17 protein-coding genes and 1 tRNA gene are annotated in these 19,073 nt (G+C 65.6%); 5 read left to right on the forward strand and 13 right to left on the reverse strand.

Features of this window, described 5'->3' with window-relative positions:
- Nucleotides 1-69: 69 nt before the first annotated feature.
- On the reverse strand, nucleotides 70-2,259 hold the full coding sequence (locus tag HALNA_RS16575) for an elongation factor EF-2 (RefSeq protein WP_049937448.1): 2,190 nt from the start codon (nucleotides 2,257-2,259) through the stop codon (nucleotides 70-72).
- Nucleotides 2,260-2,415: 156 nt separating this feature from the next.
- Here HALNA_RS16575 and HALNA_RS16580 point away from each other — a divergent pair, with 156 nt between their 5' ends.
- A complete protein-coding gene (locus tag HALNA_RS16580) occupies nucleotides 2,416-3,177 on the forward strand; it encodes a DUF5781 family protein (protein ID WP_049937449.1) in 762 nt (253 codons plus the stop codon).
- On the opposite strand, the gene HALNA_RS16585 is transcribed toward HALNA_RS16580, so the two are convergent.
- The 9 genes from HALNA_RS16585 to HALNA_RS16625 all read right to left on the reverse strand — a co-directional run bounded on the left by HALNA_RS16585 (nucleotide 3,178) and on the right by HALNA_RS16625 (nucleotide 13,931).
- A complete protein-coding gene (locus HALNA_RS16585; protein ID WP_049937451.1) occupies nucleotides 3,178-4,368 on the reverse strand; it encodes an iron-containing alcohol dehydrogenase in 1,191 nt (396 codons plus the stop codon).
- Nucleotides 4,369-4,421: 53 nt separating this feature from the next.
- On the reverse strand, nucleotides 4,422-5,036 hold the full coding sequence (locus HALNA_RS16590) for a 30S ribosomal protein S7 (RefSeq protein ID WP_049937452.1): 615 nt from the start codon (nucleotides 5,034-5,036) through the stop codon (nucleotides 4,422-4,424).
- Entirely contained in the window at nucleotides 5,036-5,464 is a 429-nt protein-coding gene (locus tag HALNA_RS16595; RefSeq protein ID WP_049937453.1) for a 30S ribosomal protein S12, read from the reverse strand. Before HALNA_RS16595 ends, HALNA_RS16590 begins: the two co-directional genes overlap by 1 nt.
- Before the next feature lie 271 nt (nucleotides 5,465-5,735).
- The gene (locus tag HALNA_RS16600; protein ID WP_049937454.1) at nucleotides 5,736-6,161 is read right to left on the reverse strand and encodes a NusA-like transcription termination signal-binding factor; all 426 of its coding nucleotides are present in this window, start codon (nucleotides 6,159-6,161) and stop codon (nucleotides 5,736-5,738) included.
- Between the two features lie 3 nt (nucleotides 6,162-6,164).
- Nucleotides 6,165-7,382: a DNA-directed RNA polymerase subunit A'' gene (gene rpoA2, locus HALNA_RS16605; protein ID WP_049937455.1), complete on the reverse strand. Its 1,218-nt coding sequence runs from the start codon at nucleotides 7,380-7,382 to the stop codon at nucleotides 6,165-6,167.
- Nucleotides 7,375-10,308, reverse strand: a complete 2,934-nt coding sequence (locus HALNA_RS16610; RefSeq protein ID WP_049938106.1) for a DNA-directed RNA polymerase subunit A' — start codon at nucleotides 10,306-10,308, stop codon at nucleotides 7,375-7,377. The genes rpoA2 and HALNA_RS16610 overlap by 8 nt, the downstream gene beginning before the upstream one ends.
- Before the next feature lie 8 nt (nucleotides 10,309-10,316).
- Complete coding sequence (gene rpoB / locus HALNA_RS16615) at nucleotides 10,317-12,143, reverse strand: DNA-directed RNA polymerase subunit B (RefSeq protein ID WP_049937456.1); 1,827 nt, start codon at nucleotides 12,141-12,143, stop codon at nucleotides 10,317-10,319.
- A gap of 1 nt (nucleotide 12,144) precedes the next feature.
- Nucleotides 12,145-13,704 (reverse strand): DNA-directed RNA polymerase subunit B'', encoded by a 1,560-nt coding sequence (locus HALNA_RS16620; RefSeq protein WP_049937457.1) that lies wholly within the window; start codon nucleotides 13,702-13,704, stop codon nucleotides 12,145-12,147.
- Entirely contained in the window at nucleotides 13,701-13,931 is a 231-nt protein-coding gene (locus HALNA_RS16625; RefSeq protein ID WP_049937458.1) for a DNA-directed RNA polymerase subunit H, read from the reverse strand. The genes HALNA_RS16620 and HALNA_RS16625 overlap by 4 nt, the downstream gene beginning before the upstream one ends.
- Nucleotides 13,932-14,175: 244 nt before the next feature.
- On the opposite strand from HALNA_RS16625, the gene HALNA_RS16630 reads away from it, so the two are divergent.
- The 4 genes from HALNA_RS16630 to HALNA_RS16640 all read left to right on the forward strand — a co-directional run bounded on the left by HALNA_RS16630 (nucleotide 14,176) and on the right by HALNA_RS16640 (nucleotide 16,783).
- A tRNA-Asp gene (locus HALNA_RS16630) sits at nucleotides 14,176-14,248 on the forward strand.
- Nucleotides 14,249-14,911: 663 nt separating this feature from the next.
- A complete protein-coding gene (locus HALNA_RS16635) occupies nucleotides 14,912-15,121 on the forward strand; it encodes a type II toxin-antitoxin system HicB family antitoxin (protein ID WP_049937459.1) in 210 nt (69 codons plus the stop codon).
- Between the two features lie 35 nt (nucleotides 15,122-15,156).
- Nucleotides 15,157-15,426, forward strand: coding sequence for a type II toxin-antitoxin system HicA family toxin (locus HALNA_RS19495; RefSeq protein WP_157573603.1), 270 nt, complete (start codon nucleotides 15,157-15,159; stop codon nucleotides 15,424-15,426).
- A 937-nt stretch (nucleotides 15,427-16,363) separates the two neighbouring features.
- Nucleotides 16,364-16,783, forward strand: coding sequence for a universal stress protein (locus HALNA_RS16640; protein WP_049937460.1), 420 nt, complete (start codon nucleotides 16,364-16,366; stop codon nucleotides 16,781-16,783).
- 160 nt (nucleotides 16,784-16,943) lie between these two features.
- On the opposite strand, the gene HALNA_RS16645 is transcribed toward HALNA_RS16640, so the two are convergent.
- The 3 genes from HALNA_RS16645 to HALNA_RS16655 form a co-directional block, all read right to left on the reverse strand.
- Nucleotides 16,944-17,408: a Zn-ribbon domain-containing OB-fold protein gene (locus HALNA_RS16645; protein ID WP_049937461.1), complete on the reverse strand. Its 465-nt coding sequence runs from the start codon at nucleotides 17,406-17,408 to the stop codon at nucleotides 16,944-16,946.
- Nucleotides 17,405-18,568 (reverse strand): thiolase C-terminal domain-containing protein, encoded by a 1,164-nt coding sequence (locus tag HALNA_RS16650; RefSeq protein WP_049937462.1) that lies wholly within the window; start codon nucleotides 18,566-18,568, stop codon nucleotides 17,405-17,407. Before HALNA_RS16650 ends, HALNA_RS16645 begins: the two co-directional genes overlap by 4 nt.
- Nucleotides 18,569-18,802: 234 nt before the next feature.
- Nucleotides 18,803-18,988 carry a hypothetical protein gene (locus HALNA_RS16655; RefSeq protein ID WP_049937463.1) on the reverse strand — a complete coding sequence of 62 codons (186 nt, stop codon included), beginning with the start codon at nucleotides 18,986-18,988 and terminating at the stop codon, nucleotides 18,803-18,805.
- Nucleotides 18,989-19,073 lie beyond the last annotated feature (85 nt).

Here is a 19,073-nt window from a genome sequence, read left to right on the forward strand (position 1 = left end):
TCGGATTATCGCGAATGAGAGAAGAGGGGCCGAATCGAGCCGTTCGGGACGGGAACGGCTACAGTCCGATCAGATGTAGTCGATCGACGGCGGCAGTTCGAGCTTCATTCCCTTGCGCTCGCGGATCTCCGTGATGATGTCCGGCTGGAGGTTGTCGGCGAGCACGCGGAAGCCGGCGTTCTCCGTGTTCCACGAGGCTCGACCCTCGGTGGCGCTCCGGATGTCGGAAGAGAAGCCGATCATCTCCTCGACGGGCGCGATGCCCTCGATGACCATGAGGTCGCCCTCTTGATACATGTCGTCGACGCGGCCACGGCGACCCTGAATCTCGCCCGAGGCCGCCCCCATGTGTTCCGAGGGAACGTCGATACGCACGTTCTGGATGGGTTCGAGTATGCGGATCTCGCCGTCGATCAGGGCGCGGTGGACCGCCTCGCGGACGGCGGGGATGACCTGTGCCGGACCGCGGTGGATGGTGTCCTCGTGGAGTTTCGCGTCGTGCAGGCGGACGAGCGCACCCGAGACGGGTTCGGCCGCCAGCGGCCCGTCGTCGAGCGCCTCTTCGATCCCCTCGACGACCAGTTCCATCGTCTCGTTGAGGTGCTGAATCCCCTTCGTGTCGTCGATGAGGATGTTCGTCCCGTGGATGTGCTCCACGTTCTGGGAGGTGTCCTTGTCCATGCCGGCTTCCTGGAGGGCCTCGCGGCGCTCCAGTTCGGGCATGTCCATCGAGACGTTGCCGAGCTGAATCTCGTCGACGATGTCGTCGCTCAGGGGCTCGACCGTGATGTAGAACTTGTTGTGACGGTTCGGCGAGACGCCCTCGACTTCCCCGGAGGCCATCTGGGGCGACTCACGGAAGACGACGATCGGTTCGCCGGTGTTGATCGGGATACCCTGGTTGCGCTCGATGCGCTGACCGATGACTTCGAGGTGGAGTTCACCCTGACCGGAGATCAGGTGTTCGCCGGTCTCCTCGTTGATCTCGATCTGGATCGTCGGGTCCTCCTTCGCGACCTGCTGGAGCGTCTCGATGAGCTTCGGCAGGTCGTCCATGTTTCGCGCCTCGACGCTTTTCGTGATGACCGGCTCCGAGATGTGTTCGATGGACTCGAACGGCGTCATCTCGACGCTCGACACCGTCGAGCCGGCGATAGCGTCCTTGAGGCCCGTGACTGCGGCGATGTTGCCTGCGGGGACGTGTTCCACTTCCTCGCGCTCGCCACCCATGTAGATGCCGACGCTCTGGACGCGGTTCTTGCCCGCCGTCCCGGAGACGTAGAGCTCCTGGCCCTTCTCGATGGTGCCCGAGAAGACGCGGCCGGCCGCGATTTCGCCGGCGTGGGGGTCGATGCCGATGTCCGTAACCATGAGGACGAGTTCGCCGTCTTCGTCGACCAGCCGCATCGACTCCGCGATTTCGGAGGTGTCGTCGCCGCGCCAAATGCGCGGGATACGGCGGGGCTGGGCGTCCAGCGGGTTCGGGAAGTGCTCACAGACCATGTCGAGCACCACGTCGGAGAGCGGCGTCCGCTCGTGGAGCTCCTGGCGCTTGTCGGCGCGTTCGAGGTCGATTATATCGCCGAAGTCCATGCCCGTCCGCTGCATCGAGGGCATCGAGACGCCCCACTTGTAGAGGGCCGAGCCGAAGCCGACGGTACCGTCCTCGACGCCGACGGTCCAGTCGTCGTTGATGTCGTCCATCTCCTCGGTCATGCCGCGGATGAGCTCGTTCACGTCACGGATGACCGACAGGAGCCGCTCCTGCATCTCCTGGGGACCCTCCTGGAGCTCGGAGATGAGGCGGTCGACCTTGTTGATAAACAGCGTCGGCTTGACGCCCTCGCGGAGCGCCTGCCGGAGCACCGTCTCCGTCTGGGGCATCGCGCCCTCGACGGCGTCGACCACCACCAAGGCCCCGTCGACGGCGCGCATCGCCCGCGTCACGTCGCCACCGAAGTCGACGTGACCCGGCGTGTCGATCAGGTTGATCAGGTGGTTCTTGCCCTCGTACTCGTGGGTCATCGAGACGTTCGCGGCGTCGATGGTGATGCCGCGTTCCTGCTCGTCCTCCTCGGTGTCCATCGCGAGCTGCTGGCCCGCGGTGTCCTGCGAGATCATGCCCGCGCCGGCGAGCAGGTTGTCCGTCAGCGTCGTCTTGCCGTGATCGACGTGAGCGGCGATGGCGATGTTCCGGATGTTCTCCGGTTTGTCCATCAGCCGTTCACATTCTTGTACGATCTTCTTTCGTCGGCCCATTATAGGCCCATACCGTCAGGAGGGTCAAAAGGGTAGTGTTTTGCCGACAACGAAACGGCCGATTTCAGGCCGTTGATCCGGCGTGTCACGGGATACCACGAAACGGCCGGAGGGACCACAACCGTCTTACGCTTCTGCACCGTGGTACCAACGAGCATGGACGTACGAGTACAGGGTGGCGCCCCGCCGGACCCGTTTCTCGGGGCCGCCGACCTGCTAGCGACGGAACACGACCTCGACCACCCGGTCCGCGTGCGGGTCCGGGACGACCCCGACGAGCGAACCTGGACGGCCCACTACGACGACTACCACGTCCTCAACATCTCCCGTCAGGCCGCGACGAGCGCGATGGCCCGCGAACTCGCGCTCCACGAACTCGCGCACATGGCCCGCTACGAACAGGGGCACGCCTCCCACACTCAGTCGACCGACGAGGCGCTCTTTCTCGCCCTCTCCGGGCGCACCGTCGAGCGCCGCAAACTCGCCCACTGCTATCAGATCGCCAACCACATGCGCGATATCTACGCCGACGACATCACCCTCGCCGTCGCGCCCGCGGGGAAACTCGTCCAGTTTCTCGAATCCCAGTTGGCGGCGGCCGTCGCCGACGCCCCCGGTCCCGCCGGCTCCCGTCCCGCCGGCGCCGGCCCTGCCGACGACGGCGCCGACCCCGACATCACCGCCGTCAACGCCGCCTTCGCGCTCGGCCTCGTCGAACGCCATAGCCTGATCGACGCCGACCACCGGCTCTACGACCTCGCGCGCGCCGCTGCCGCCGACGCCCCCACCGTCGGGATGGAGGCGTTCAAGCGGCGCTTCCGGTCGCTGATCGACGATCCAAGCGAGAGCGACTTCCGGCGCGACCTGGTGACCGTCACCAAGGAGTACGCGCTCGAGACGGGGCCGGCGGCGGACTGATCATCGGCCCTCGTCGGCCGCCTCGAACACGCCGATCACGTCCTCGCGGTCCATCCGTCGTGGGTTCCGGTCGATGTTGTGCTCGGAGTGCTCGAACGCCACGTCGGCGAAATCCGCGAACGTCTCCCGGTCGAAGTCACCGTATTCGGCGATACTGGTCGGCACGTTCACGTCCGCCAGCAGGTCGAAAACCGCCTCGACGCTCCGGTCGGCGAACGCCCGGTCCGACTCGCCGGGACGACGCTGCTCGCCCAGCAGGTCGGCGAGGTCCGCGAACCGATCCACCTCCGCGGGCACGTTGTACCGCATCACGTGCGGGAGGAGGACGCCGTTCGCCAGCCCGTGCCCCAGCCCACACTCCATGCCGAGCGGGTAGGTGAGCGCGTGGACCGCCCCCAGGCCGGAGTTGACGAACGCCTGTCCCGCCAGGGTGGCGGCGAGGCTCATGTTCGCGCGCACTTCGTCGTTTTCCGGCCCCTGTGCCACCGCCGGCCGCAGGTTCTCCGCGACGAGTTCGACCGCCCGCCGCGCCAACGTGTCCGTATACGGCGTCCGGAGGACGGAGACGTAGCTCTCTATCGCGTGCGTGAGCGCGTCCAGTCCCGTCGCCGCGGCGACGCCCGGCGGCATCGTCTCCGTCAAGTCCGGATCGACCGCCGCGAGGTCGGCAAAGAGGAACGGCGAGAAGACGACCTTCTTTACTCCGCCGTCGCGTTCGTCGGCGAACACGCCGACGTGCGTCACCTCGCTGCCCGTCCCCGCCGTCGTCGGGACGAGCGCCAACGGTCCCGTCTCCCCGGGCACGTTATCCATGCCGAGCATATCTCGAACGGGGCCACCGTGGGCCGCCAGCGCCGCCGCCAACTTCGCCGTGTCCATCGAACTCCCTCCGCCGACGCCGACCACCAGATCGCGGTCCCCGACCTGCTCCGCCGCCGCCTCGGCCATCGCCAGTTTCGGCTCGGGCGCCACGCCGTCGTACACCACCACGTCGACGCCTGCGGCCTCCAGACGGGCGACGGGCGTATCGATGACGCCGCTGGCCGCGAGGTGGTCGTCCGTGACGACGAGCACAGAGTCGATACCGCGGTCGCGGGCGAAGGATTCGAGCGCGTCGACCGCGCCCGACCCGTACTCGACGTGGGCGGGGCTCCGAATCGTATGTGTGTCGGCGAGTGAGCCGAGTGTCATGCCAGCCCCGTCGGCCGGAGGATACGTAGCTGTTCGGGAGAAGAGACGAGACGTTACCGCGCGGCTGCGGCGACCCGCTCGGCTTCCTCTTTCTGGTTGATGGCGTAGGTGCCGACGTCGTAGTCGGCGGCACCCATCAGCTGCGTCGCGAGCGCCTGCGCGGCACTCGTCGGCGTCTTGTAGGAGCCGCGATAGGTGCCTTCCGCGAGGAACTTCAGGGCCTGGTCGACCCGGCGCTGGGGCGCCACGTCGACGGCCTGCGGGACCGAGATCCCGCCGTATTTCAGGCGAACGGTCTCCTCGCGCGGCGCGGCGTTCTCGACGGCCGTGACGAGCACCTGCACCGGGTTCTCCTTCGTGTCCTCGTGGACGATTTCGAAGGCGTCACGGACGATGCGCATCGCCTGTTGCTTTTTGCCCGTGTTCTCCTCGGTCTGCATCAAGCGATTGATCAGCCGCTCGACGACCGAGATTTCGCTCTTCTGGAACTGCTTGGAGGCGTGACGGCCCATCGTGTGCGCGATGGGGGTCACGTTGATATAGCGCTGCGTGCTGGGGTCGGTGTACGCGATGTCGCCGGTCTCCCAGACGCCAAAGAGGAGCGCGTCCGTCTCCTGCTCGTCGCTGCCGGCCGGGGCGTCCGGCTCGGGGGTGTCGCTCTCGGACATTATCGAACCGGTTTCTCCGCGTTCCCGCGCACGAGTTCGATCATCGACACGCCGTTGACCTTCTCCACTTTGTAGTTCACGCCCGAGAGGTCGCCCATCGCGCGACCCTTCGCGCCGCCGATGCCGGCGATGGTGACCTCGTCGTGTTCGTCGATGAAGGAGATGGCGCCGTCGCCGGGGCAGAAGGCCGTCACCTGCTTCCCGTTTTTGATCAGCTGGACCCGGACGCATTTCCGGATCGCGGAGTTGGGCTGTTTCGCCTCGATGCCGACCTTCTCGAGAACGATGCCCCGGGCCTGGGGCGCACCCTCGAGCGGGTCCGATTTCTTCCGGAGACCGCGCTCGCGTCGCGCGTACTCCGAGTCGGACCACCGTCGCGTCTGGCGGTCCTTCTTGAGTTTGCGGGCCGCGTACTTGCCGTTCGCCATAGTGCAACTTCGTTCCCGACGGAGCTACTTAAGCCTCCCTTTTCGCACTCGGCGAGACCGTCTCAGAACGCGTTAGGACACCCGCTACTCCGATCTGAGAGGGTCGACACGATCGATCGGCGACCGGAGAGCGACGTTCAGCATCGAAAGAGCGTCGAGAGACCGTGAGAAGCGGAGGACGCCCGAACGTGATCTCTCGCCGTCCTCGTCGCGACCCAGGCCGGCGACGTGTACGCGTTCGACGACGGCTAAGTGAGTCGCGTGAGCGCCGTCAGGTTAACTGCACGTCGTCCAGGTCGTAATGCCGCCGCGCCAGACGCCGCGCCGTCTCGATGTTTCGCCCGTCGCGGCCGATGGCGGCACCGCGGTCGGCGTCAGGGACTTCGGCGTACGCCACCCGGTCACCCTGCTCGCTGATCGTGACGTGTTGGACCGCCGCCGGCGCGAGCACGTTGGCAACGAACGCCTCCGGCGTGTCCGCGTCCTCGACGAGTTCGACCGTCCGGCCGAGTGCTTCCTCGACGCGCCCGACGGTCCGACCGCCGGGCCCGACCGCCTGGGCCATCTCGCCGGCGGCGACGAGGAAGACGACACGGTCCTGATCGTCGTACACCAGGCAGTCGCGGGCCGTGGCGCCGGTTTCGTCCTCGAACCGGGCGATGAACCGGCGGTCGCGATCGGAGAGGGTGACCCGCATCCGCTAGTCGTCCGACGGCTGCGTCGCGCTGAACGACCCCATCCGCAGGTCCACGTCGCCGGTGCCGATGGCGACCGGCTTGCCGACGATCACGTTCTCGATGACGCCGTCGAGTCGGTCGCGCTCGCCGTGGATCGCCGCGTCGAGCAGGTGGTTGACCGTCACCTCGAAGGCGGCGCGGGCGAGCACCGACTCCTTCGACCCCGAGATGCCGTGGCGGCCGATGGACTCGATGGTGCCGCGGTTGGTCATGATGTCGGCCACGAGCATCAGGTGACGGACGTTCACGTCGTCGAGCCCCTGCTCTTCGAGCGTGTCCATCGTCTCGTTGATGATGGCCTCGCGGGCCGCCTCGACGCCGAGGTTGCGATAGATTTCGTGGATGTTGTTACAGGTCGTCCGCGAGGCGTCGACGCCCTCTATTTCGATCACGTCGCCGAAGGCCGACCCCTCGGTGTAGAGGACGAACTCCTCGCCGTCGTCGAGACTCTCCTTGCGGATGACGACGCGAGAGACTTCCTCGATTCCTTTGAACACCACGTCGCGGAGTTCCTCGACCAACTGGAGCAGTTCGCGGTAGCTCGGCTCGGAGGGGCCGAACTCGACGAGCGTTCCCGAGCGCCGGGTCTGGACGCCGAGGGCGTCCTCGATGGTCTCGGCGATCTCCGCCGCGATCTCGCCCACGTCGCCGACGGTCGGCCACCGTTCGAGCAGCGTCTCGTCGTTCAGGTCGATCTGGACGAGCATGTCGGCGACGTTCGTCGAGACGTCACCCAGCGAGAGGATCTTGGTCGATTCGATCGACCACACCACCTCGTGGGCGCGCTCGCGGTCCGTCGCGTACTCCTCGTCGAGATACACCGTCATCATCGGCGTGTCGGGTGTCTTCCGCGCGTCGACGAGTTCGATGAGGCGGGGGAGCCCCTGGGTCACGTCGATCTCCGCGACGCCCGCGTAGTGGAACGTGTTCATCGTCATCTGCGTTCCGGGCTCGCCGATGGACTGTGCCGACACCGTGCCGACGGGGTCGAGCGGGTCGACCCGCGTGTCGACGTAGCGTGACTCCGTCGCCTGCGCGATCTCGTTCGCCTGCTCGACCGTGATCGGCCCCCGATCCTCGACCGTCTCGTAGATCTGCTCTTTCAGGCGGCGCGGCAGTTCCGTATCCTCGACGACCACCTCGATGTCCTCGGTGACGTGTTCGTACTCGGATTCAGTCATCGGACTCCACCTCCATCCCCTGGGCCTTGTTCAGACCGGGACCCGCGTACTCCGAGAGGTTCGTCGGCGGTTCGCGCTCGCCGAGGAACCGCTCTTTTTCCGCGTCGGAGTCGAACTCCGCCTCGATGACCCGATCCGCGATCCCCTCGACGTCGATGGGGTTGTCGTCCGTGGAGGACACCTTCACCGGGCTGGTGCCGTCCTCGCCGAACTCGAACTGGACGATGGTGTCGGAGGTGTCGCGGACGGTGCCGTCGTACTGCGACTCCAGTTCCGAGAGCGCGTTGATGAGGCGGCGCTGGAGGTAGCCGGACTTCGAGGTCCGGACGGCCGTGTCGACCAGGCCCTCGCGCCCACCCATCGCGTGGAAGAAGAACTCCCGCGGCGTCAGCCCACCACGGTAGGAGTTCTCGACGAAGCCGTGTGCCTCCGCAGAGAGATCGTTCGGCTCGTAGTGACTCAGGGTGCGGTCCTCGTAGCCGCGGTTGATCCGCTCGCCGCGAACGGCCTGCTGGCCCACACAGCCGGCCATCTGCGTGAGGTTGAGCATCGACCCACGGGCACCCGAGCGCGCCATGATGACGGCCGGGTTGTCCTCGTCGAAGTGGTCCTCGGCGATCTCACCCGCACTGTCGCGGGCCTTGCCGAGCGTCTGCATCACCTTCATCTCCAGGGTCTCGTCGATCGTTCGTCCGGGCAGGGATTCGAGTTCGCCCGCCTCGTACGTCCGAATGAGCTCCTCGATCCGTTCGTAGGCGTTGTCGATGGCCTCGTCGACCATCTCGTTTGCCTCCTCCGGGATGGACTCGTCGTCGATACCGAGCGAGAAACCGAAATGCATGATCGCCCGCATCGCCAGGGCGGCCACCTCGTTGATGAACACGCGGGCGCGCGTCTCGGAGTACACCTTGGTGAGCGTGTCGACGATTTCGCCGCCGAACGCGCCGACCGCGTCCTCGTCGATGGTGCCCGAGACGAGCTGGCCGTCCTCGATCAGGACGGTGTCGCCCGCCGAGGACGTGAACTCGAGGTTCAGGTCGTCCGGCAGGAGTTCGGAGAAGACGGTGCGACCCGTCCAGTAGGGCCCGCCGTTCTCCTCCCCGTCGGCCGGCGGGAGTTCGTCGACGCTCGTCGCCCGCAGCAAGTCGAGCGCCTGCGTCTCCGAGAAGTGGGGATTCTCGTGGGTCAGCAGGTAGGTCCCGCTGATGTGGTCCTGGATGGCGCCGATGATGTTCTCGCCGAACCGCGGAGAGAGAATCTGCTCCTGGACGCGCATCAGGACGCGTGCCTCCGCCCGCGCCTCCTCGTTCTGGAGGGCGTGCATGTTCATTTCGTCGCCGTCGAAGTCGGCGTTGTAGGGGGGACAGACCGTCGTGTTCAGCCGGAACGTCTTGTACGGCATCACGACCACTTCGTGGGCCATGATTGACATCCGGTGGAGCGACGGCTGGCGGTTGAAGATCACGATGTCGCCGTCGACGAGGTGACGGTTGACCTCCCATCCCTCCTCGACTTTGGTCGCGAGTTCCTCACAGTTCTTCTCGGTGACCTTCAGCCGTCGGCCGTCGGGCCGGCGCACGTAGTTCGCGCCCGGATGCCCTTCGGGCCCGTTGGCGACGTACTGGCGCGCCCCCTCGACGTTTCGCTCGGTGACGTTCAGCGTCTGGGTCATCTCCGTCGCGACCCGCTCCGGAACCCCGACTTCGTTCAGACTGAGGGTGGGGTCCGGGCTGATGACGGTTCGTGCCGAGAAGTTGACGCGCTTCCCGGACAGCGAGCCACGGAAGCGACCCTCCTTGCCCTTCAGCCGCTGGGAGAGCGTCTTCAGCGGCCGCCCGGAGCGGTGGCGGGCCGGCGGCGTCCCCGAAATCTCGTTGTCGATGAACGTGGTGACGTGGTACTGGAGCAGTTCCCAGAGGTCCTCGATGATGAGTTGGGGTGCCCCCGCTTCGCGGTTCTCCATGAACCGCTGGTTGATGCGGATGATGTCCACCAGCTTGTGGGTCAGGTCGTCCTCGGATCGCTGGCCGTTGTCCAGCGTGATCGAGGGACGGGCCGTCACCGGCGGCACGGGAAGGACGGTGAGTATCATCCACTCCGGCCGCGAACGGCTGGGGTCGATGCCGAGCACCTTGATGTCCTCGTCCGGGATGTCCTCGAACCAGTCCCGAATGTCCGAGGGCATCAGCTTGTTCATGTCCTCCTCGGTCAGGTCGACATCGAGGGCCTTCTCCAACTTCTTTCGCGTCCCGCTTTTCGGCCGGAACTCGCCGGCCATGATGTCGTTGACTCGCTCCAAGTCGATGCCGAGGCCCTCGGCCAGTTCCTGCGGGCTCGTCCCCTCGTCGTCCTCGTCGTCGGGATCGGGCTGCATCGCCTCCGCGATGCGCTCCGAGTAATCCCCGGAGAGCACGTCCTGCACCTCGTAGTAGGTGGTCGGCTTCTCGTGTTTGATGTCGTGCATCACGCCGTCGCAGTCCGGGAACGGACAGTAGCTCTGCTTGCGTGCCTGTCGGACCGCCGCCTTCAGCACGTCGTTGGGGTCTTTGCCCAGTTCCTCCGCGCGGACGAGGTTCTCCTCGTACTCCTCGCGCTCCTCCTCGGTGAGCGCGAGGCGGCCACACTCCCGACACGTCGAGCGCAGGAGTCGCCGGATGAGCTTCGTGAAGCCGACGTGGATGACGGGCGCCGCGAGTTCGATGTGGCCGAAGTGGCCGTTACACGAACCCGAATGCTGCCCGCACGTCCGACACTCCAGCCCGGGGTCGATGACGCCCAGGCGCGGGTCCATCAGCCCCATGTCGATGGGGTAGCCGTCGTCGTCGTAGGTGTCCGCCGTGATGACCTTCGTCGCGGACATGTCGCGATACGTCTCCGGGTCCATCAGCCCGAACTGAATGCCGCCGATCTCTTTTGGTGTCTGCATTGACATTGTTACACTGCGTCCTCGAGTTCCAGCCGCGGTCGAATGCCGAGCGCGATCATCTCGTCGAGGAGGAGCTTGAACGCGTAGCTCACCTCGAGCTCGTGGATGTCGTCCTCGTCGCCGGTGACGGGGTCGTACACCCGGCGTTGCTCGACGTCCTCGACGGCGACCATCCCCGTCTCGGCGCTGATGTAGACGTTCTCGCGGTCCGAGGAGTCGAGCAGACGCTCCTTGAGCGCCATCGCCGCCCCGTGACCGATCAGCACCTCACGCTCCATCTCCCCCACGCGGAGGCCGCCCTCGCGGGCGCGCCCCTCGGTGGGCTGGCGGGTGAGCACCTGCACCGGCCCGCGCGAACGGGCGTGCAGCTTGTTGCTCACCATGTGGTACAGCTTGTGATAGAAGATGGTGCCGACGAAGATTTCGGCCTCGATCTTCTCGCCCGTGACCCCGGAGTACATGACTTCCTTGCCCGAGGACTCGAAGCCGTGGTCCTCCAGCGCGTCGCGAAGCTCCGATTCGTCCTCGCCTTGGAAAGCCGTGCCGTCGACGCGGCGGCCCTCCAAGGAGCCGACCTTGCCGCCCAGCATCTCCAGTACGTGGCCGACTGTCATCCGCGACGGCAGGGCGTGCGGGTTGAGCACCAAGTCCGGCACGACGCCCTCCTGTGTGAAGGGCATGTCCTCCTGCGGTGCGAGGTGGCCGACGACTCCCTTCTGGCCGTGGCGGGACGCGAACTTGTCCCCGAGTTCGGGGATGCGCTCGTCCCGCACCGAGACCTTCGAGAGCTTCGACCCGTCCTCGCCTTCCATCAGCGTGACCGTGTCGACGACGCCGTCCTCGCCGGAACGCATCGTGACGCTCGTCTCACGGCGCTTCTGGGGCGACAGCCCGCCCATGTCGTCCGGCTCCTCCAAGAATCGCGGCGGGCTCGTCTTCCCCAGCAGAACGGAGTTCTCGTCGACCTGTGTCTCGGGGTTGACGAGGCCGTCCTCGTCGAGGTGGGTGTAGGCGTCCTCGCCGCGGGCGCCGCGTACGTCCTGACTCGGCACCTCGAAGCGGTCCTCTTGGCCGCCGGGATACCGGCGTTCTTCGCCCTCGTAGGTGCGGAAGAAATGGGAGCGAGCCAAAGCCCGGTCGACCGACCCCTTGTTCATCACGAGGGCGTCCTCGATGTTGAACCCCTCGTAGCTCATGACGGCGACGACGAAGTTCTGGGCCGCCGGTCGCTCGTCGAACCCGATCTGTTCCGTGGTCTGGGTCTTGACCATCGCCAGCTGCGGGTAATGCATCAGGTGCTGGCGCGTGTCCGGCCGAATCCGATAGTTGGCGGCCGGTAGCCCGAGGGACTGCTTCATCATCCCCGCGCCCATCGTGATCCGGGGGCTGGCGTTGTGTTCGGGGTAGGGGATCATCCCGGCACCGATGCCGAAGATGAGCTGTGGGTCGATTTCGAGGTGGGTGTGACGCTCGTTGAGTTCGTCCTCGTCGACGGCGACGTAGATGTCCTCCTCCTCCTCGGCGTCGATGAACTCGATGTAGCCGCGTTCGACCAGCTGTTCGAAGCTGAGGTCGCCCTCCTCGACCGCCTCGATCTCCTCGTCGGTGAGGAGCGGATCGCCGTCCTCGACGACGATCAGCGGCCGGCGGGCCCGGCCCGCATCCGCGTTGATGATGACCTCGCGTGTGCGCTCCTTGATCGAGACGTTGACCATGTCGCTGACGTCGCCACGCCGGCGCGCTTCGCGGATCTGTTCTGCGAGCTGTTCGGGGTCGGGATGTGTCCCGACCAGACTGCCGTTGACGTATACTTTCGCCTCGCGTGCCTGAGCCATGTTAATCCGCCATCGAGTCGACGCCTTCGATTCCGGGGATACCCTCGACCCCCATCGACGCCAGTTCGCGTTTGAGTTCCTGTTCGTCTTCGACGTTCTGGGAGAGCTCCATCGCCTGCGCGAAGTTCTTCACCAGTCCACAGTTCGGCCCCTCCGGCGTCTCGGAGGGACAGATGCGACCCCACTGGGTCGCGTGCAGGTCCCGCGCCTCGAAGTGCGGCTGCGAGCGCGAGAGCGGCGAGCGCAGCCGCCGCAGGTGCGACAGCACGCCCATGTAGTCCGTGCGGTCGACCAACTGGGAGACGCCAGAGCGCCCGCCGACCCAGTTGCCCGTCGCGATGGGGTGTTCCAGCCGCTCGGTCAACACGTCGGACCGGACGACGGTGTTGACCGTCAGCTGCCGGTTGCGCATGTTCGCGCGTTCGAGCTGGTATTTCACGTCGCGGGCCAGCTTGTTCAGGGCCGTCCGGAACAGGTCGCGCATCAGGTCGCCACTCACTTTCAGGCGCTTGTTCGCGTAGTGGTCCTTGTCGTCGGCCTCGCGACGTTCCAGCGCGAGTTCGAAACACGCCTCCGCCATCCGGCAGAGGTAGTACGCCTTGTTGATGCGAACCTCCTCCTCGTCGACGCCCTCCTCGTGGAGATGCGGGAGCAGGTAGCGGTCGATGACGTAGTTGGCGCGTTTCAGCTGGTAGTTTTTCCCCTGCCCGCCGGCGACCCGCTTGCCGAGCGTCTCGATGGCCTCCTCCTCGCTCTGGACCTCGGCCATCTCCAGGTTCTCCAGCATGAACTTCACGATCTCGGGGTCGTCGCTGACGCGGTGGACGATCTCCTCGTCCGATTCCAGCCCGAGTGCCCGGACCAGCGTCACGAAGTTGACGCTGCCCGACACGGAGGGGAACGAGACTTCCAGAATCCCTTCGCGGTTGCGCTCACAGAGCACCAGCGCGCGGTACCCCCGCCGCTGGGAGAACGTCTTGGCGACCTGAATCTCGTCGCCGTACTTCGTGTCGTACTCCGCGAGGATCTTGTTGGGTGCGAGGTCCTCGCTCGTCATCAGCACCCGTTCGGAGCCGTTGACGATGAAGTAGCCACCCGGATCCACCGGGTCCTCGCCGATGTCGATCAGTTCCTCGCGGGTCAGTTCCGCGATGTTGCAGCGCCGCGAACCGACCATGATCGGCATGCGGCCGACCTTCGTCTCGGTGGTGTCGACGACGACTTCCTCTTCCTCCTCGCCCCCGCGGACGATGGCCATCTCCATGAACACCGGCGCGGCGTAGGTGATGTTGCGCAGGCGGGCCTCCTGCGGGTAGAGGAGTTCCTCGCTCCCGTCGGCCTCGCGTACGCGCGGTGTTTCGACTCGAACGTCGCCGAGTTCGACGAACACCGGCTCCTGTCCTTCCTTGTCGCCGATATCCGTCTCGATCCGCTCTTTCTCGTCGACGACTTCCTGCATCCCCCGATCGAGGAAGGCGTTAAAGGAGCGGAAGTGGTGTTCGGCGAGCCGTTCCTGTGAGAAATATTCCCGTGAAATCGTGCGTCGGCTCTGTCGGTTCATTCGACCACCAGTCGGTATACGATTGCTTGGTCAGTGGTTCGAGAGTCGCGAACGATCTCGATCACGTCGCCCACCTCGGCCTCCTCGGGCAACGCCGGATCGCTCGTCTTGATCTTCGGCAGGTTGGTCTTGCTGACGTTGTACTCCGCGAGTACCTCGTCGACGCGGTCAGGGTCGTCGAGGACTGTATGCTCCGGCACCAGTTTGTGTTGGCTTACGTCTACCATGTGTGAGTGGGTGGAGAAGTTGTCACGAGATACTACGGCGCTTTTGTCGACCCACGCATTTAACCCTTGTCAAAGAAGCGCGAAGCAGGGCTAATCGACCCCACCGGCGGGCGAGGCTCGGTACGCGTTCCCATGCGTCCTTCCGGTACAAAGCCGTTTCGGCGACGTGTCGCGGTACCGCGACACACGGCGCCTCCATATGGCAAGTCTTATTTCCCAGTCCCCGTTCGAATTAGATGCGAAAGCCCGGATGGTGTAGTGGCCCATCATACGACCCTGTCACGGTCGTGACGCGGGTTCAAATCCCGCTCCGGGCGCTTTCTGTTGCGACCAACCGTCGAGCGAGGAGCGTAGCGACGAGTGAGACGCGGTCGCAACGAACCGCCACAGCGGCGATTTGAATCTGAGGACGAGCGAGCATCGCGAGCGAAGTCCTCCGGGTTCAAATCCCGCTCCGGGCGTATCGGCGCTTCGCGCCTTCTAACGGTTTTTAGGGTGCTTACAGGTATGAAACCATGTACGCATCGGGTCGTGCGACGAAGCGTACACGAGTCGATCCGAGTGGTGAATGCCGTCGGCGTGTCCCCGCGACAGGTACGACGTGTCCTTGCGGCGCCGGGCACCTGCGCCGCGCCAGCAACGGCCCGGGACGGCTACTGTCTACGAGCCGAGTGAACAGCCTGGGGCCGGAGAGGTCAACCCCCCAGTGTCGAGTCAAGAAGGAAGCCCGCTAAGGATGGACGATCCACCTCTATAGATACGCGGAATGTCCGGGCGTCGGACGTGCAAACGGGGGTGACGACATCCACGCCGGTGAGAGCCGCCGCCGAGGCAGCGCCGCCCGCGCCGTCGGGCACGGTAGAGGTGGTCGCCCCACCCGATTGATGCCGATCATGCCACCGACGTTCGCCTCCTCGAAGAACGATGTGGCTGTCGCCCCCGCGACCGCGAATGCCTACCACTAAGTGCTACGAACGTGTATGAGCCAAGCACGCGACCCCGAGGATGCTGGCGACGTGACGCTCACACTCGACGGGGAGTGGTACGTCGCCCGCGACGAAGAGACGGGCGTCGCGAGTCAAGGGAAAACCCGGGCCGAGGCCCTGGCGAATCTCGCGGAGGCGCTCGAACTCCACGAACGGCCAGTTCCGGAAGACCAAGACGTTGACGAGCCCTCAACGGCCCCCTAGCTGTAAGCGTCTCAATCGAACAGCGGGTATTTTTAATGTGCCGTCCGAATCTTGACAATAGTGGCGCGGCGAACTTGCTCCGGCGAGGAGATCGGGAAAGCTCTCGGGAAGTGGCGCTTCCGAAAGATCGATCGGACCGGGAGTCACGTCAAACTCCGTTACCAAGACCCGAATACAGGGAAAAGCGAACCGTATCAGTTCCGCTGCACGACGAACTCGCGACGGGGACGCTGAAGAGCATCGCCGAACAGGCCGGCGCCGAGGATTTTCAGCAGTTCCTCGACGCGATTGACGACCTGAGATAATCACTCAGCGCGGTACGACACGCACCGGTTCGAAGTTACGAGAAATCGAGGAGAAAGCCCCGCCGTTCACGGCGGGGATGAATCCGACAAATGCTATCCAACCGAAAGCTACACTACGCCCAGCATCGTACTATGATACAAGTCAACCGCGTAAAGTCTCAATCGGGAGATACGGGGTCGCTTCCCGCTGATACGGACGATTCCGCGCCCACCACCGGCAAACCCGGTGGGGAGTACGTGGTTAAGATTCGTTCGCCGTCCTCACAGTACCCCTACCCGTCACTGGAGACGGTCGGCAACGACCGCGCACACGAGGGGGTGACAGCATACCAAAACACGCCCCGTTCGCGGTTGCCCACTCCGCCGACGCGGGTCGGTGGAGTCTGGTCGATGGCACGACCCGTGTCGGTCGCGTCGAAACGACGGGGCCGAACACACCCGTTCGGACGGTCGCCCCTTGTTGCGGTTAGGTGACCGGGCGTGTGTGGAGCCACAAGCGGGGGAGTCCGCATCGAGACGGACTGGCGTCGTCACGCGCCCACCGCCCCGACGTGGTGCTCGCGAACCCGGTACTCCCTTCGGGGAGGAAGTTGCCTTCGGGGGCTGATGGACCGGCCCGATTCCCCACGAAGGAATCCTCGCGCTTCAGCGCGGGGAGGATGTCAACGACGGGTTGTGCTGTTCGGCTTGTTGCTCCCGCTCCGGGCGCTCTTCTTGATACTGCCGGCTGTAAGTCAATCAAGATATTCGCCATCCCGGGATGGCGAATATCTTGAAACAGTTACAGCCGACAGTATGATTCAACTCGGAGCGGGGGGAGAAGCCAGCAGATGACTTATGAAGCATATTATAATAACTATCCCCACTTGTGTCGGTAGGCTGTGTTCCCCGGCAAATCCGTCTATTGGTTTATAATCGACCCCGTCGTACGTATCGTATGATATCCCAGGTACTCGTTCCGATGGACGATTCGGAGATGGCTGAACACGCACTCGAATATGCGCTCGAAGCACATCCCGACGCGGAGATTACGGTTTTGCACGTTGTGGGTGAACCGTCTCCGATGATGGGAAAAGCAGTCGGACTCGCGCTCGAAGATGACATAGAGGAAGCAGCAGAGCAACATGCATCGAAAGTTCTCGGGCGCGCACGGAGCGTCGCCGAGTCGTACGATGCGACGGTTGACACGACGGTCGCGTGGGGATCTCCGGCACGAGTGATTCTCGACCGAGTGGAGGACTTTGATACGGTTGTGATCGGGAGTCACGGGGGATCGTTGGTAGATCGCTTGTTTGTCGGGGACGTTGCCGAACGGATATTCCACCGCTCACCGGTTCCGGTCACTGTTGTTCGATGACTCATCTGTAGTGAGCAATTCCGACTCCTAGTTCCCCGACGGTTACGTGCCGGAACGACGCGCTGACGACCCGGTACGGCCGAACGAGTGATGTGCCGGCACTGCCGGCACATCCCGCTATCGGCTGGCGGTCAGATATCGTCGGGGCCGAACCCCGGTTTCACACCGGCTCGAACTCGTGGATCGGCCACTCGGCCTCGTACGACAGCGCCATCTCCCGTTCGTCGGCGTCGGGCGGTCGCGCAACCAGCCGAACCGACATGTCGATAGCGGCGTCCGCGTACGGGACGGTCACCCGTCCAGTCAGCCGCGCGCCGGAGTCGAGTTCGACGACGGCGACGGTGTAGGGCGCCCGATCGGCGAGCGCCGACGGCGGCGTCCGAACCTCGGTGTAGGAGACGACCGTTCCGGTGTTCGGCTGTGGCTCGGCGTGGAGATTCCGCCCGCCGCAGGCGTAACACGCGGGTCGGGGCGGAATCAGGCGCTTCCCGCAGTCCTCACAGACGGCAGCGAACAGGTCGCCGTCGGCCAGTGCGGCGAAGAACCCGGGGAGGGTGAAGGGACTATCGGCGGTCACCTCGTCGCGGGCGAGCGGTGCGGTCGGGGTGTCGGTGTGATCGGTCATGTGGTGAGGACGTGGGCGACGGTGACGGCGTCGGCGACGCCGCCCTCGTTGATGCACAGGCCGGTCGTCGCGTCGTCGACCTGCCGGGCCGGCGTCGCCGTGCCGGTCAGTTGTTCGTACACTTCGACGGTCTGGGCGATGCCGGTGGCGCCGATAGGGTGGCCGCGGGCTTTGAGGCCGCCACTGGTACTCAGGTGCGTGTCGGTCCAGCCCTCGGAGCGCTCGGCCGGCGGGAGTGCGCTCTCGTAGCCGCGGCCCCGCGGGGCCAGTCCGGCGGCCTCGGCGAGCATCGCCTCGCAGCTGGTGAAGGCGTCGTGAACTTCCGCCACGTCGATATCCGCGGGGTCGATGCCGGCCTCGTCGTACGCGTCGGTCGCCGCCTCGTGGGCGCCCTCGACGAACGTGAGGTTCCGGTCAGCGACGCCGATGTTGTTGGCACCGGCGCCGACACCGGCGATTTGGACCGAGAGGTCGTCGGTCCCGAACTGCGCCGCAACCTCCTCGTTCGCGACGAGGACGACGGCCGAGCCGTCGGTCACCGGCGCACAGTCGAACAGTTTCAGCGGCGGCGCCACGTAGTCGGAGTCGAGGACGGTCTCTACGTCCGTCTCCCGCTGGAACTGCGCCCGCGGGTTGGCGGCGCCGTTCGCGTGGTTTTTCACCGCGATGCGGGCCAGGTCCCGTTCCGTCGCCTCGGTGTCGTGGAGGTAGCGCTGGGCGAGGAGGGCGTACTGGCTCGGCGCGGTGACGCCGGAGCGCTGTTCGAGCGCCCGGTCGAAGGCGGCCGAGAGCGCGTTCGTCGCCCCCGCGGTGCCGCCGGCGGTCATCTTCTCGACGCCACAGGCAAGCACCGCGTCACGGAGCCCGGAACGGACGTCTTCGACGGCGTGTCGGAGCGCCAAGGCGCCGGCGGCGGCACAGCCCTCGACTCGCTCGGCGGGGACGTGGCGCAGCCCACACCATTCGGCGAGGAGCGTGCCGTGCATGATCTGATGTTCGTAGGACTCCGACTGGTTGCCGACGTAGACGGCGTCGACCACCTCTGCGGGGTCGGGGCCGTCCCCGAACGCCTCCGCGACGGCGGCGCTGAACAGGTCCCGTCCCGTCAGGTCGGTGCGACCGAAGGCAGAGGTGCCGACGGCCGCGACGTGTGGGTCCATACCTCGGTCAACAGTGGCCAACGAATTAACTGTTGGCGCCGAACGCTTACGCCCACGCGGCCCGAAGCGTGGCTATGGGCGATCCGGCCTGCTATCTGGACTACTGTCCGGACTGTGCCGCCCCGGTCCCCGTCGTGGCGGGCGAGTGCCCGGACTGCGGGGCCGACCTCGACGGGGGCGGGTGACCGGCTCCGTGCCGGCGGTACGATCGGCAACGGTCGTCGGTGAAATCGACTACTCGGCGGTGATACGGGCGACGACGTACCCGATGACGACGCCGATGGAGAGCAACACGAGGTCCGAGTCGAGCGTCGCGATCTCGAACAGCGCCAGATAGCCGACGAGAATGAAGACGGCGAAGCCGACGACGAGCGCACCGAACAGCGGGACGATATCGCGGGAACCGAGCGGGAGGGCCATAGCCGACGGTGCATACTGTGGGTCATCGGTCTTGTGTTTTGGACGGCCGGTCGCTCGCCCGTGGGTCGGCCCCGCCGTGTGGGGT

Origin of the sequence: Haloplanus natans DSM 17983 (genome assembly GCF_000427685.1) — an archaeon.
Taxonomy (GTDB): Archaea; Halobacteriota; Halobacteria; order Halobacteriales; family Haloferacaceae; genus Haloplanus; species Haloplanus natans.